The organism is Streptomyces sp. NPDC056347 (assembly GCF_042262625.1).
Taxonomy (GTDB): domain Bacteria; phylum Actinomycetota; class Actinomycetes; order Streptomycetales; family Streptomycetaceae; genus Streptomyces.
Genome location: NZ_JBHJQP010000214.1, coordinates 1 through 12,977, shown reverse-complemented (window position 1 = coordinate 12,977; position 12,977 = coordinate 1). Strand labels below are relative to the sequence as shown.

Here is a 12,977-nt window from a genome sequence, read left to right as displayed (position 1 = left end):
GGCCCGAGGATGTTCCTCGGGCCCGTCCGGCGTTCCGGCGACCCGCACCTGCCCGTGCGGCACGCCTCGGCATACCCTCCTCCCATGAGTCGGCCGCACACCTTCACCCCGCCGCCCTGTGCCCGAGCCCGTCAGCTGCGCACCCCGCGCGGCGACTTCGCGGTGCTGGACGCCTCGCCGCCCGGCGCGGCCCGCGGCACCGCGCTGCTGCTGCCCGGGTACATGGGCAGCAAGGAGGACTTCGTCGCGCTGCTCGAACCGCTCGCGGCCGCCGGGTACCGCACTGTCGCGGTGGACGGCCGCGGGCAGTACGAGACGGGGGCCGGGGCGGACCGCCCGGAGGAGTACGCCCAGGGCGAGCTGGCCCTCGACGTGCTGGCCCAGGCCGCCGCGCTCGACGCGGACGGGGCGGGCGCCGTGCATCTGCTGGGGCATTCGTTCGGCGGGCTGGTCGCCCGCGCGGCGGTGCTGCTCGACGCGTCGCCGTTCCGCTCGCTGACGCTCATGTCGTCGGGGCCCGCCGCGGTCGCCGAGGCCCAGCGGCTCAAGGTGAAGGTGCTCAGCGACGCCCTCACGACGATGAGCATGGCCAAGGTGTGGCAGGCGATGCGCGCCCTGGACCCGCCGGAGGACCTGGTGTCGAACGGCGAGGCGCTGCGCCGGCGCTGGCTGCTGCACCGGCCCGTCCAGCTGATCGCCACCGGCCGCCAGCTGGTGACCGAGCCGGACCGGGTGGACGAGCTGGCCGCCCTGGGACTGCCGGTCCATGTGCTCTCCGGCGAGAGCGACGACACCTGGCCGGTGCCGCTGCTCGACGAGATGGCCCTCCGGCTCGGCGCCCGCCGCACCCGGATCGCCGGCGCCGAGCACTCCCCCAACACGGACCGCCCGGAGCCGACGGCCGCCGCCCTCGCCGCGTTCTGGGACGGCCTGTAGGTCCTTGGCGCGGCGGGGCGGGGTGGGGCGAGTGCGGACCGGCCGCTTTCAGTACTGCGACTGGAGGTGCTGCCAGAAGCCGTCGCGCAGCGCCCGGCGCAGGTGCGCGTGGCCGCGCAGCGAGTACTGGAGCAGCCGTTCGGCCTCGACCAGCAGATCCTGGTCGACGGAGCCCGGCAGGTAGGGGTGTCCGGGCAGCAGGTCGGCCAGGGACTCGCGGCCCCGGGCGGCCAGCCAGGCCGCGGCGATCTGCGCGCCGACGAAGCGGACGTCGTCGCGCGGCGGCGCCGGGGTGTCGTCCTCGTAGGTGGTGACGGGCCGTCTGGTGACGTACGGGCGGCAGAAGTCCAGGTCGAAGGTGCGCTGGCTGTCGACCTCCCAGAGCAGCGGTTCGGCCTGGTTGCGCCCCTCCCCCGCCTCGATGCCCCACAGGTGCACCCGGGCCCCGTACCCCTGCGCCGCCTCCACCGCGGAGACCAGGTCCTCGTCGCCGCCGACCAGGGCCGCGTCGCTGATGGCGCGGTGCCGGGCGAGCGATTCGAGGTCGGTGCGGATGAGTGAGTCGACGCCCTTCTGCTGGTTGTTGGCGTTGAGGTTGCCGAGTCTGACCTTGACGTCGGGGAGTTCGGCGATGGACTGCTGCTCGACGGTGTGGATGCGCCGCCTGGCTCCGTCGTACCAGTAGACGCGGAGCAGCCTGCTGTCGGCGAAGATCGTCCGGGCCTTGTCGATGAAGGCCTCGATCAGCCCTTCCGCGTCGAGGTCGAAGGAGCGGCGGTCCTCGGTACCGGTGACGAGCAGCCCGGCAGCGGCGTACACATAGCCCGCGTCGACGAAGATCGCGTGGGTCGAGGGCGTCCGCGACACCTCGGCGAGCACGCGCTGGAGCAGCTCGTTGGTGCGGTCCAGCCGCTCGCGGATCTCTGCTTCGTTCATGCGCGCCTCGTCGCCCTCGACCGCCCGGTGGTCAGCTGATACTTAGACATTCAAAAAATTTCCTTAGCGTAGGGAATGTTTGCTCCTGGCAAGCCGTTGTACCCCTTGTGGAGCACGGGACGGTGATGTCCGGTGCTCTCATCCTTGCGGACGGTTCACCCGTCCTCCCAGTAGTTCTCCATCAGGAGGATCAGACGAAGGGAAGCCTTATGCGCTTCGAGATCATGCGCCTCGACGATGTCGACGGTACCGCCGTGGACAGCACCGTCGTGGACGCCGCCTCCGTCAACCGGATCGTGCAGCAGGCCGCAGCCATGGGCCAGCGCATCTATATCCGCCCGGCCGAGACCTCGGCTTCGTAACGCGGTACGACGTAAAAAAGACGAGGCGCCCCCGCACGGAGATTCCGTGCGGGGGCGCTGTGGTGTCCGCCGGGGCGGTCAGGAGTTCTGGATGACCTGGGTGACGCCGTTGATGATCTGCTGTACGGCGATGGCGGAGAGCATCATTCCGGCGAGCCGGGTCACCAGCACGACCCCGCCGTCCTTGATGACCCGGATGATCAGCAGCGAGTAGCGCATGGCCAGCCAGAGCACGACGTGCATCGCGATGATCGCCGACCAGACCGAGATCTGGCTGCCCACGCTGTCGGCGTGCTGCACCGCCAGGATCACCGAGACGATCGCGCCGGGCCCGGCCAGCAGCGGCATGCCCAGCGGTACGAGCGCGACGTTGACGTCCTTGGTCTGCGTCGGCTCGTCGGTCTTGCCGGTCAGCAGGTCGAGCGCGATCAGCAGCAGGAGCAGACCGCCCGCGATCATCAGGGCGGGCACGGAGACATGCAGGTAATCGAGGATCTGCTGGCCGAGGACGCCGAAGACGGCGATCACGCCGAAGGCGACGGCGACCGCCTGGAGCGCCATCCTGCGCTGCACCTTGGCGGGGCGGCCCGCGGTGAGCGCGAGGAAGATCGGGGTGATTCCGGGCGGATCCATAATCACAAATAGCGTAAGAAAAAGGGATCCGAAGACAGCGACGTCGAACACAGTGAGCCTTGCGAGAAGAGAGACGAGCGGAAGGGTGGGGCCGGGAGGCCCGAAGGAGCGCACCGCGAAGGCACGACGGCGGCCGGAAGGCCGGGCGCGCGCGGCAGCGGTGCGCGGTGACAGGGATGGGGCAGGAGGGGCGCGGACGGGGTACGTGCCCCGGCGCGTGTGCCGTTACGCGGGGTGAGGTCCGCCGGCGCCCGGCACGGGGAAGGCTCCCGTGGCGCGCCGGGTGATCTCGCCGTAGATCTCGGGGTCGGTGACGCACTCGCCGAGCCCGACGGTCTTGCGGCTGCCGTGGTAGTCGCTGGACCCGGTGGTCAGCAGGCCCAGGTCGCGGGCGAGTCCGCGCAGCCTGGCGCGGGTCGGCTCGTCGTGGTCCGTGTGGTCGACCTCGATGCCGTCGAGCCCGGCGGCGGCGAGCCGCGCTATCGAGGACTCGGGCACCACCCGGCCCCGCTTGACGGCGGCGGGGTGGGCGAAGACGGTGACGCCACCGGCCGCCTTGACCAGCCGGACGGCCTCGAAGGGGTCCAGCTCGTGCTTCTCGGCGTAGGCGCGACCGCCGTCCGCGAGCCACTCGGGCGTGAAGGCGTCGGAGACCGTCTCGACGACGCCCAGTTCGACGAGGGCGGTGGCGATGTGCGGCCTGCCGACGGAGCCGTCCCCGGCGATCGCCGCGACCCGCTCCCACTCGACGGGGACGCCCAGCTCCTGGAGCTTGCGCACCATGGTGCGGGCGCGCGGCACCCGGTCGTCGCGCACCAGCTCGCGCTCGCGCGCCAGCTCGGGCTCGGCGGGGTCGAAGAGGTACGCCAGCATGTGCAGGCCCACGCCGTCGAGCCGGCAGGACAGCTCGGCGCCGGTCACGAGGGTGAGCCCGTCCGGCAGGGCGGCGACCGCCTCGGCGTGGCCGCGCACGGTGTCGTGGTCGGTGAGGGCGATGACGTCCAGGCCCGCGGCGGCGGCATTGCGCACCAGCTCGGCGGGGGTGTCCGTGCCGTCCGAAGCGGTGGAGTGGGTGTGCAGGTCGATGCGCACGACGCGTACTCCAGTGCTCGAAGCCGGACAGGGGGACAAGGGGACATTCAAGGATAACCGGCGTTCGAACGGCATCCGGACGGGCGTGACCGGCGGCCGGCAGGGGCGCGGCGGGTCCTCAGCCGAGCAGGCGCGGGGTGAGCGCCCCGCACGGCACCAGGTCCATCTCTCCCCCGGCCTCGCGCAGATCGGCGAGGACCAGCTCGTCGTACATCAGCAGCCCGGACTGCTCGGGCCAGACGATCGCCCAGAGCCAGAGCCCGCGCGCCTCGCCCGCGAAGACCGCCCGGTCGGGCGGGGCGCCCTTGACGTTCCAGAGCGGGGTGGGGCGGCCGGCGGTGAGCATCTTGACGTCCGGCGGGCCGTCGACGTCCAGGTACGGAGCGGGGTCGGGGCCCTCGACCCCGGCGTAGCGCGCGCCGAGCCCGACGCCGAGGTCCTCGGTGACGAGCAGCAGTTCGCCGATGCCGCCCACCGGGCCCGGGCCGGAGCAGGCGACGGCGGTGGCCCGGCCGCCGCTGCGGTCGTCGCCCGCGCTCGCCACTCCGGTGAACAGCCAGCCCACCGGCAGCGGCCAGGGCATCCACACCGGGACCCGGGCGCGGCGCACCACGACGCCCAGCGCGTCGACGCTGGGCGGGATCACCGGCTGGAGCGGCTGCACACTGCCGTGCTCGGCGCACTGCCAGGTGTCGGCGAACAGACCGGGCGCCCTGACCCGGCCTCCGCACTTCGGGCAACTGGGTTCGCCCCTCATAGCGACCAACGGTCCTCCACGACCGCCGCCGCGTCAAGCAAGATCACCCGTACGCGAGGCCCACCTCACCAGCAGAAATAGATGTAACTTGCACTCATTAGATTGCCTAACTTATTCTGTGCATAGCGCAGCCACCCAGGGCAACCGATGGAGAGCGAGAGGGCTCATGCAGACAGAGGATCCGTTCGATCAGGGCGCCGGCAGCATCCTGCGTCAGCCGAAGGCCGTCTGGGCCACGGCGGGCGCGTCCGTCGTGGCGTTCATGGGGATCGGGCTGGTGGACCCGATCCTGCCGTCCATCGCCAAGGGCCTGGAGGCGACCCCGAGCCAGGTGTCGCTGCTCTTCACCTCGTACTTCCTGATCACCGCCGTGGCGATGCTCGTCACCGGCTTCGTGTCCAGTCGGATAGGCGGCCGCAAGACGCTGCTGCTGGGGCTCGCGCTGGTGGTCGTCTTCGCCGCGCTCTCGGGGACCTCGTCGTCGGTCGGCGAGCTCGTCGGCTTCCGGGCCGGCTGGGGACTGGGCAACGCCCTGTTCGTGTCGACCGCGCTGGCCGTGATCGTCGGCGCCGCGGCCGGCGGCAGCGCGGCGGCGATCCTGCTCTACGAGTCGGCGCTCGGTCTCGGCATGGCCTGCGGCCCGCTGCTGGGCGCCCTGCTCGGCGACGCCAGCTGGCGCTACCCGTTCTTCGGCACGGCCGCGCTGATGGCCATCGGTTTCCTCTGCATCGCCGCGTTCCTGAAGGAGCAGCCCCGGCCCGCCCGCAAGACCTCGCTGCTCGACCCGGTCAAGGCGCTCGGCCACGGAGGACTGGCCTCGGTCGCGGCCTCGGCGTTCTTCTACAACTACGCGTTCTTCACGATCCTGGCCTTCACCCCGTTCGTACTGAACATGACGCCGTACAAGTCGGGCGCGGTGTTCTTCGCCTGGGGGCTGCTGCTCGCGGTGTTCTCGGTGCTCGTCGCACCGCGGCTGCAGGAGCGCTTCGGCTCGCTGAAGGTGCTCGGCGCCTCACTGGTGCTGCTCGCCGCCGACCTGCTGGTGCTGGGATACGGCAACCACACCGCCGCGATCGTCTGCACGATCGTCTCCGGCGCCTTCATCGGCATGAACAACACCGTCTACACGGAGCTGGCGCTCGGGGTCTCGGACGCACCGCGCCCGGTGGCGAGCGCCGGCTACAACTTCGTCCGCTGGTTCGCCGCGGCGGCCGCCCCCTATCTCGCGCCGAAGATCGAGGAGTGGAGCGACATCCACATCCCGTTCGTCGTCGCCGCCGTCGCGGCCGTGGCCGGCGCGGTCGTCGTCTGGCTCCGGCGCTCGGCCCTGACCCACGAGGCCCGGGAGCTGGAGCCGCGGCACACCGCCGAGGACAGCGTCACGGTCTTCGCCGACTGAACCACGGCCCTCCCCGCCCCGCCCCGCCCGCGGCTCCCCCTCCTGGCCGCGCGGCGGGGCTTTCGTGCGCGCGAGGACGCCCGGTTCCGATCCGGCAGCGCCGCCGACCGGCCCGACGGCACCAGCGGTCAGTCCAGCGGCACCGAACCACGCAGCGGATCGCGCAGGTCCGTGCCGCGCGAGAGCCACCGTTCCTGGAGCTCCTGCGCACCCCTGACCCGCTTCCACGCGGCCTCGTTGGGCGTCATCGGCAGCAGCGGCAGAAAGCGCACCGGCTCCCTCGGCGCGTCCAGCTCCAGATCCTCCACCAGCCCCCCGGACTCGGCGACCAGCACCGAGTCGAACGGCGCCCCGGGCCACAGCGGTCCACCCAGGTCCAGCGAGGCTCCGGGCGCCACGATCACCCCCTCGACCTGCGGCGACGCCGCCAGTACGGCCAGCGGGCGCAGCACCTTGTCGGTGTCGGCGAGCCCGGCCCGTACGGAGAGGACCAGTTCGGCGCGCGGGCCCTTCAGCGGGTCCACGACCGCGGCGGTGGGATCGGCCATCGGCTGGGCGGACATCCCGAGCGTGGCGTAGCGCACCACGTCACCGTCGACGAAGCGCAGCACCTCGATCCGGTCCGTGCCGAGGAAGGTCACCGAGGCGCGTGCGTCCGGTTCGCCGAGAGCCGTGCGCAACCGTGCCTCGACCAGAGCAAGAATTTCTTCCATCCCGCGAGCATAGGTCGCGTATGGAACGGGCAAAGTAAGGGATTGACCGTCAGTCGGCTGATAGTCTTGGCCGCTGTTCGGGGCAGCACGCAGAAGCGTCGCTCTCGGCCCCGGCGACACGTCATCCCCCAAGGGGGACCGGCTGGAGGAGGTGGGGCTGCCATGGATCGAAGTCGATCGTGCAGTACCAGCCGCTCTTCCGCCTCTCGCCTCTCTCGGTGATCCGTTTCCACACCGGTCGAGGCTCAAGGCATCGCGCCGCGCCCACGGCCTTCCGCCCGGCGCGCGTGGCGTTGCGCACGACGGAAGAGCATCCCCCTTCTGCCTGTCTGTAGCGAACGCCGTCATCGCGCCGCCCGCGGTGGAGCCCGCTTTGCGGACGTGAGCCCACGTCCCCATTCCGGGCTGTTCCACGTGCCCGCCGACGGCCCTCCGTGAAGGAGCCAGCCATGTCGATGATCCGTGACCTGCGTGCCGCCGTGCGGCCGTCCCTGCGCAAGACCAGCACCCTGCACAGCAGTTACGACACCACCCGCGACCCCTCCGCCTCCAGCGCGGTCGTCGACTGCGCGGTCTACCGCGACGGTCGGCGGCTGGAGCTCGAGGGCTGCCTCACGCCGCACGAGGCGATGCTCCAGGTGCGCGAGGAGGGCGGCTTCGCCTGGATCGGTCTGCACGAGCCGACCGAGGAGGAATTCGCCGGTATCGCCCGGGAGTTCGGCCTCCACCCGCTGGCCGTCGAGGACGCCGTCCACGCCCATCAGCGGCCCAAGCTGGAGCGGTACGACGACACGCTCTTCACGGTCTTCAAGACCATCCACTACGTCGAGCACGCCGAACTCACCGCGACCAGCGAGGTCGTCGAGACCGGTGAGGTGATGTGCTTCACCGGCCGGGACTTCGTCATCACCGTGCGGCACGGCGGTCACGGCTCGCTGCGCGCGCTGCGGCACCGGCTCCAGGACGACCCCGAACTGCTCGCCAAGGGCCCCTCCTCGGTGCTGCACTCCATCGCCGACCACGTCGTGGACGGCTACATCGCGGTGGCGGGCGCGGTCCAGGACGACATCGACGAGGTGGAGATCGGGGTCTTCTCGGCCCCGACGAAGGGCAGCCCGCGCGGCACCGACGCCGGGCGGATCTACCAGCTGAAGCGCGAGGTCCTGGAGTTCAAGCGGGCGGTGTCTCCGCTGCTGCGGCCGATGCAGCTGCTGAGCGAGCGGCCCATGCGGCTGATCGACCCGGACATCCAGAAGTACTTCCGGGACGTCGCCGACCACCTGGCCCGGGTGCACGAGGAGGTCATCGGCTTCGACGAGCTGCTGAACTCGATCCTCCAGGCCAGCCTGGCGCAGGCGACGGTGGCGCAGAACGAGGACATGCGCAAGATCACCTCCTGGGCGGCGATCGTCGCCGTGCCGACGATGATCTGCGGCGTCTACGGGATGAACTTCAAGCACATGCCGGAGCTGCGCTGGACGTACGGCTATCCGACGGTGCTGGGCGTCATCGGGGTGGTCTGCTTCTCCATCCACCGCACCCTCAAGCGGAACGGCTGGCTGTGAAGCCTCGACGGCGGCGGTCCTGCCCGGTCCCTTAGAGTGCGGGCATGACTTCCGCCGCTGTAGCCGATACGCCGCTGGGCCGGGCCCTTGTCGAGGAGGCCACCAAGAAGTCCGGCCTCGTCTGGGTGCGGGGCACCGGACCCGCCCGGGCGGTGTGGCACGTGTGGCACGAGGGCGCGGCCCATCTGGTCGGCGACGGCCCCGGCGAGCAGCCGCTGCCGGCCGGGCTCAGCGACGGCTCCGCTGCCGAGGTCACCGTACGCAGCAAGGACAAGGGCGGCCGGCTGGTCGCCTGGACGGCCACCGTCACCGAACTCGCGCCCGGGTCGCCCGAGTGGGAGGCCGCGGTCGCGGAACTCAAGGGCAAGCGGCTGAACGCGCCGGACGCCGAGCGGATGACGGAGCGCTGGGCCCGCGAGTGCCGGGTGCTGCGGCTGACGCCGGACGAGGTCCGTGCCGGGCTGCCGGACGGCTCGCTGGCCGCCGCCCCGCTGCCGACGCCCGCCACCACCCGGCGGCCGGTGCCCGCGGGCCTGCCGCGCCTGCTGAAGCGCGGCCTGAAGGGCTGAGCCCCGCGGCTCAGGAGGCCGTACGGGGCAGCTGCTTGCCGTAGTCGACCGTGTCCACCTTCGACGGGGCCTCCAGCGGGAAGTCCTTGCCCCAGTCCGCGAAGGTGACGGTCCCCGCGCCGCCGCCGCGCGCGAAGCGCAGCGGATACGCCTTGCCCTCCAGCGAGACGTCGAGCGTGCCGCCCTCGCCCTCGCCGCCCGTGATCTGGACGGTCCGGACCGGGCCGACCGTGGCCCGGTCCCCCTTGTTGAGGGTGCCGTGCAGGCTGAGCAGGCCGCCGAGCAGGGTCTTCTTGTCGGTGAAGCCGCGCAGCTGCTTGTACGCGGGGTCGTTCTCGGGGACCTTGACGTACTTGTTCTGGAGCTTGTCCGCCGCCGCGCCGGACGCCCCGCTGGAGGCGGAGGACTTCTCCTCGTGGCTCCAGAACCCGGAGTCCGCCTTCAGATAGAGCTCGTCGCCGATCCGCAGCAGCTCGAACCTGCTGTCCTTGGAGACCACGGAGCCGGTGCCGCCGTCGGCCTTGAGCCGCATGTTGAGCTTGTACGTGCCGCCCTTGCTGACCAGCGTCCCGGCCAGGCGCACCGTGTCGGCGGCGTCCGCCGCGCCCTGCGCCTTCTTCTCGATCTCCGGGGCGGTGAGCTTGCCGACGCCGTTGGTCCCCTCGTCCGGGTCCTCGCCGCACGCCGTGAGCACGGTCGCCAGCCCGGCGCAGAGCAGGGCGGCCAGGGCGGTCCGGCATCGGTTCCGGACGGGCGGAACGGAGGAGGTCACAGGCACGCTGCCTCTCATCTGCATCGCGGGGGTGGCAGACGGCAGCGTACCCGTGCCGCCCGGACCCTCTGTCAGGGAGCCGTACGGACGGCTCCGCCGGAGCGTCCCGGAGCGGTACGGGCTAGCCTGATCCCGTCATAACGGTTGATTCAACGCCCAATCGGGCCGACCGGTGACGTCCGGCACGGAAGAAGGAGGCGCGCGATGGCGGCAGGCACCTCCCGGGTTTTCGTCTCCCACCTGGCCGGCGTGCCGGTCTTCGACCCCAACGGCGATCAGGTGGGACGGGTCCGCGACCTGGTCGCGATGCTCCGGGTCGGCGGACGGCCGCCCCGGCTGCTGGGGCTCGTCGTCGAGGTGCTCAGCCGCCGTCGGATCTTCCTCCCGATGACCCGGGTCACCGGCATCGAGTCCGGCCAGGTCATCACCACCGGAGTGGTCAACGTACGGCGCTTCGAACAACGGCCCACCGAACGCCTGGTGCTGGGCGACTTCCTCGACCGGCGGGTCCAGCTGGTGGAGACCGGCGAGGAGGTCACCGTCCTGGACGTCTCCATCCACCAGCTCCCGGCCCGCCGCGACTGGGAGATCGACAAGTACTTCGTGCGCAAGGGCAAGGGCGGGGCGCTGCGCCGCAAGGGCGAGACCCTGACGGTCGAGTGGTCGGCGGTCCGCGGCTTCTCGCTGGCCGAGGAGGGGCAGGGCGCGGAGTCCCTGGTCGCCACCTTCGAGCGGCTGCGCCCGACGGACGTGGCCAACGCGCTGCACCACCTGTCCCCGAAGCGGCGCGCCGAGGTCGCCGCCGCGCTCGACGACGACCGGCTCGCCGACGTCCTGGAGGAGCTGCCGGAGGACGACCAGGTGGAGATCATCGGCAAGCTCCAGGAGGAACGCGCCGCCGACGTCCTGGAGGCGATGGACCCGGATGACGCCGCCGACCTGCTGTCCGAGCTGCCCGAGGAGGACAAGGAGCGGCTGCTGGCCCTGATGCGGCCGGACGACGCGGCCGACGTACGGCGTCTGATGTCGTACGAGGAGCGGACCGCGGGCGGGCTGATGACCACGGAGCCGATCATCCTGCGGCCGGACGCCACGGTGGCCGACGCGCTGGCCCGGGTCCGCCAGGCGGACCTGTCCCCGGCGCTCGCCGCCCAGGTGTACGTGTGCCGCTCGCCCGACGAGACGCCGACCGGCAAATACCTGGGCACCGTGCACTTCCAGCGGCTGCTGCGCGACCCGCCGTACACCCTGGTCAGCTCGGTGGTGGACAGCGATCTCGTCCCCCTCGGCCCGGACACCCCGCTGCCCGCCGTGACGAGCTACCTGGCCGCGTACAACCTGGTCTCGGTGCCCGTGGTGGACGAGAGCGGTTCGCTGCTCGGCGCGGTGACGGTCGACGACGTCCTCGACCACCTGCTGCCCGAGGACTGGCGGGAGACCGACTTCCACGACGCGGAGGCTCCCCGTGGCCAATGAGGACAGGGCGAGGGCCGTGTCGACGGGCGCCACGGGCATCGTGCGCCCGCCCCGCGTCCGCCTGGACCAGCCGAAGCCCCCCAGACGGCGGCTGGTGCCGGACTACGACCCCGAGGCGTTCGGACGGCTCTCCGAACGCATCGCCCGCTTCCTGGGCACCGGGCGGTTCATCGTCTGGATGACGCTGGTCATCATCGTCTGGGTGGCGTGGAACATCTTCGCGCCGTCACCGCTCCGGTTCGACCAGTACCCCTTCATCTTCCTGACGCTGATGCTGTCTCTCCAGGCCTCGTACGCGGCCCCGCTGATCCTGCTCGCCCAGAACCGGCAGGACGACCGCGACCGGGTCACCCACGAGCAGGACCGCAAGCAGAACGAGCGCTCCATCGCGGACACCGAGTACCTCACCCGGGAGATCGCGGCGCTGCGGATGGGGCTCGGCGAGGTCGCCACCCGCGACTGGATCCGCTCCGAGCTGGAGGACCTGATGCGGGACCTGGACGACCGCGGGGCCCTGTTCCGGGCCGAGAGTGACGAAGACCGCTGACAGGGGCTACTCACGCGTAGCAACAGGCGCCGTAACATCGTCGGTATGGCTACGGAAGACGCGGTGCTTGAGGCACTGGCGACAGTGAACGACCCGGAGATCCACCGTCCGATCACCGAACTCGGCATGGTGAAATCGGTCGAGATCGATGCTGACGGTGCGGTCGCTGTCACGGTCTATCTCACGGTCTCAGGCTGCCCGATGCGCGAGACGATCACCAAGAACGTGACGGACGCGGTCGCCCGCGTCGAGGGGGTCACGCGGGTCGACGTCACGCTCGACGTGATGAGCGACGAACAGCGCAAGGAACTGGCGTCCTCGCTGCGCGGCGGTACGGCGGAGCGCGAGGTGCCGTTCGCCAAGCCCGGCTCGCTGACCCGCGTCTACGCGGTCGCGTCCGGCAAGGGCGGCGTCGGCAAGTCCTCCGTGACGGTGAACCTCGCGGCCGCGATGGCCGCCGACGGCCTCAAGGTCGGTGTCGTGGACGCGGACATCTACGGCCACAGCGTGCCGCGGATGCTCGGCGCGGACGGGAAGCCGACCCAGGTCGAGAACATGATCATGCCGCCGTCGGCGAACGGCGTGAAGGTCATCTCCATCGGCATGTTCACCCCGGGCAACGCCCCGGTGGTGTGGCGCGGACCGATGCTCCACCGCGCGCTCCAGCAGTTCCTCGCCGATGTGTACTGGGGCGATCTGGACGTCCTGCTGCTCGACCTGCCGCCGGGCACCGGCGACATCGCGATCTCCGTGGCGCAGCTGGTGCCGAACGCCGAGATCCTGGTCGTCACGACCCCGCAGCAGGCGGCGGCCGAGGTCGCCGAGCGGGCCGGTTCGATCGCGGTGCAGACCCACCAGAAGATCGTCGGTGTCGTCGAGAACATGTCGGGCATGCCCTGCCCGCACTGCGACGAGATGGTCGACGTGTTCGGCACGGGCGGTGGCCGGAAGGTCGCCGAGGGGCTGACGAAGACGGTCGGCGCCGAGGTGCCGGTGCTGGGCTCCATCCCGATCGACGTACGGCTGCGCGAGGGCGGCGACGAGGGCAGGCCGGTCGTGCTCTCCGACCCGGACTCCCCGGCGGGCAAGGCGCTGCGCACCATCGCCGACAAGCTGGGCGGCCGTCAGCGCGGCCTGTCGGGCATGTCGCTGGGCATCACCCCGCGCAACAAGTTCTGAGACGCGTTCCGGAGCGGGACGAGCGGTGACCGGGTCCCGGT

At 71.4% G+C, this 12,977-nt stretch carries 14 protein-coding genes; 8 read left to right on the top strand and 6 right to left on the bottom strand.

The annotated features are described in order from the left end of the window. Positions 1–84 precede the first annotated feature (84 nt). Complete coding sequence (locus tag ACFCV8_RS32335) at positions 85–936, top strand: alpha/beta fold hydrolase (protein ID WP_376689057.1); 852 nt, start codon at positions 85–87, stop codon at positions 934–936. Positions 937–984: 48 nt separating this feature from the next. Here ACFCV8_RS32335 and ACFCV8_RS32330 read toward each other — a convergent pair whose 3' ends face one another. Then, on the bottom strand, positions 985–1,872 hold the full coding sequence (locus ACFCV8_RS32330) for an NYN domain-containing protein (protein ID WP_376689056.1): 888 nt from the start codon (positions 1,870–1,872) through the stop codon (positions 985–987). Positions 1,873–2,081: 209 nt separating this feature from the next. Between ACFCV8_RS32330 and ACFCV8_RS32325 the strand changes: the two genes are divergently transcribed. Further along, positions 2,082–2,234 carry a hypothetical protein gene (locus ACFCV8_RS32325; RefSeq protein ID WP_093549992.1) on the top strand — a complete coding sequence of 51 codons (153 nt, stop codon included), beginning with the start codon at positions 2,082–2,084 and terminating at the stop codon, positions 2,232–2,234. Positions 2,235–2,312: 78 nt separating this feature from the next. On the opposite strand, the gene ACFCV8_RS32320 is transcribed toward ACFCV8_RS32325, so the two are convergent. The 3 genes from ACFCV8_RS32320 to ACFCV8_RS32310 form a co-directional block, all read right to left on the bottom strand. After that, complete coding sequence (locus ACFCV8_RS32320) at positions 2,313–2,918, bottom strand: MarC family protein (RefSeq protein ID WP_376689055.1); 606 nt, start codon at positions 2,916–2,918, stop codon at positions 2,313–2,315. Between the two features lie 174 nt (positions 2,919–3,092). After that, complete coding sequence (locus ACFCV8_RS32315) at positions 3,093–3,959, bottom strand: PHP domain-containing protein (protein WP_376689054.1); 867 nt, start codon at positions 3,957–3,959, stop codon at positions 3,093–3,095. A gap of 118 nt (positions 3,960–4,077) precedes the next feature. Continuing rightward, positions 4,078–4,716 carry a DUF6758 family protein gene (locus tag ACFCV8_RS32310; RefSeq protein ID WP_376689053.1) on the bottom strand — a complete coding sequence of 213 codons (639 nt, stop codon included), beginning with the start codon at positions 4,714–4,716 and terminating at the stop codon, positions 4,078–4,080. 166 nt (positions 4,717–4,882) lie between these two features. Here ACFCV8_RS32310 and ACFCV8_RS32305 point away from each other — a divergent pair, with 166 nt between their 5' ends. Then, a complete protein-coding gene (locus tag ACFCV8_RS32305) occupies positions 4,883–6,115 on the top strand; it encodes an MFS transporter (protein ID WP_376689052.1) in 1,233 nt (410 codons plus the stop codon). Positions 6,116–6,243: 128 nt separating this feature from the next. On the opposite strand, the gene ACFCV8_RS32300 is transcribed toward ACFCV8_RS32305, so the two are convergent. After that, positions 6,244–6,828: a suppressor of fused domain protein gene (locus tag ACFCV8_RS32300; RefSeq protein WP_376689051.1), complete on the bottom strand. Its 585-nt coding sequence runs from the start codon at positions 6,826–6,828 to the stop codon at positions 6,244–6,246. Positions 6,829–7,277: 449 nt separating this feature from the next. Here ACFCV8_RS32300 and ACFCV8_RS32295 point away from each other — a divergent pair, with 449 nt between their 5' ends. Beyond that, complete coding sequence (locus ACFCV8_RS32295; RefSeq protein WP_376689050.1) at positions 7,278–8,393, top strand: magnesium and cobalt transport protein CorA; 1,116 nt, start codon at positions 7,278–7,280, stop codon at positions 8,391–8,393. Between the two features lie 44 nt (positions 8,394–8,437). Next, positions 8,438–8,962, top strand: a complete 525-nt coding sequence (locus ACFCV8_RS32290; protein ID WP_376689049.1) for a hypothetical protein — start codon at positions 8,438–8,440, stop codon at positions 8,960–8,962. A 10-nt stretch (positions 8,963–8,972) separates the two neighbouring features. Here ACFCV8_RS32290 and ACFCV8_RS32285 read toward each other — a convergent pair whose 3' ends face one another. After that, positions 8,973–9,734, bottom strand: coding sequence for a hypothetical protein (locus tag ACFCV8_RS32285; protein ID WP_376689058.1), 762 nt, complete (start codon positions 9,732–9,734; stop codon positions 8,973–8,975). A gap of 204 nt (positions 9,735–9,938) precedes the next feature. On the opposite strand from ACFCV8_RS32285, the gene ACFCV8_RS32280 reads away from it, so the two are divergent. Genes ACFCV8_RS32280 through ACFCV8_RS32270 form a run of 3 tightly spaced genes read left to right on the top strand, consistent with a single transcriptional unit; the run spans position 9,939 to position 12,936 of the window. Then, positions 9,939–11,210, top strand: coding sequence for a magnesium transporter MgtE N-terminal domain-containing protein (locus ACFCV8_RS32280; protein WP_376689048.1), 1,272 nt, complete (start codon positions 9,939–9,941; stop codon positions 11,208–11,210). Further along, complete coding sequence (locus ACFCV8_RS32275) at positions 11,200–11,757, top strand: DUF1003 domain-containing protein (RefSeq protein WP_376689047.1); 558 nt, start codon at positions 11,200–11,202, stop codon at positions 11,755–11,757. The genes ACFCV8_RS32280 and ACFCV8_RS32275 overlap by 11 nt, the downstream gene beginning before the upstream one ends. A 45-nt stretch (positions 11,758–11,802) precedes the next feature. After that, on the top strand, positions 11,803–12,936 hold the full coding sequence (locus ACFCV8_RS32270) for an Mrp/NBP35 family ATP-binding protein (protein ID WP_376689046.1): 1,134 nt from the start codon (positions 11,803–11,805) through the stop codon (positions 12,934–12,936). Positions 12,937–12,977 lie beyond the last annotated feature (41 nt).

Bases quoted from the DNA above. Each gene is read 5' to 3' on its own strand.
- ACFCV8_RS32335 (WP_376689057.1), top strand. From the start codon at position 85: ATGAGTCGGCCGCACACCTTCACCCCGCCGCCCTGTGCCCGAGCCCGT.
- ACFCV8_RS32330 (WP_376689056.1), bottom strand. From the start codon at position 1,872: ATGAACGAAGCAGAGATCCGCGAGCGGCTGGACCGCACCAACGAGCTG.
- ACFCV8_RS32300 (WP_376689051.1), bottom strand. From the start codon at position 6,828: ATGGAAGAAATTCTTGCTCTGGTCGAGGCACGGTTGCGCACGGCTCTC.
- ACFCV8_RS32270 (WP_376689046.1), top strand. From the start codon at position 11,803: ATGGCTACGGAAGACGCGGTGCTTGAGGCACTGGCGACAGTGAACGAC.
- ACFCV8_RS32280 (WP_376689048.1), top strand. From the start codon at position 9,939: ATGGCGGCAGGCACCTCCCGGGTTTTCGTCTCCCACCTGGCCGGCGTG.
- ACFCV8_RS32295 (WP_376689050.1), top strand. From the start codon at position 7,278: ATGTCGATGATCCGTGACCTGCGTGCCGCCGTGCGGCCGTCCCTGCGC.
- ACFCV8_RS32290 (WP_376689049.1), top strand. From the start codon at position 8,438: ATGACTTCCGCCGCTGTAGCCGATACGCCGCTGGGCCGGGCCCTTGTC.
- ACFCV8_RS32305 (WP_376689052.1), top strand. From the start codon at position 4,883: ATGCAGACAGAGGATCCGTTCGATCAGGGCGCCGGCAGCATCCTGCGT.
- ACFCV8_RS32325 (WP_093549992.1), top strand. From the start codon at position 2,082: ATGCGCTTCGAGATCATGCGCCTCGACGATGTCGACGGTACCGCCGTG.
- ACFCV8_RS32310 (WP_376689053.1), bottom strand. From the start codon at position 4,716: ATGAGGGGCGAACCCAGTTGCCCGAAGTGCGGAGGCCGGGTCAGGGCG.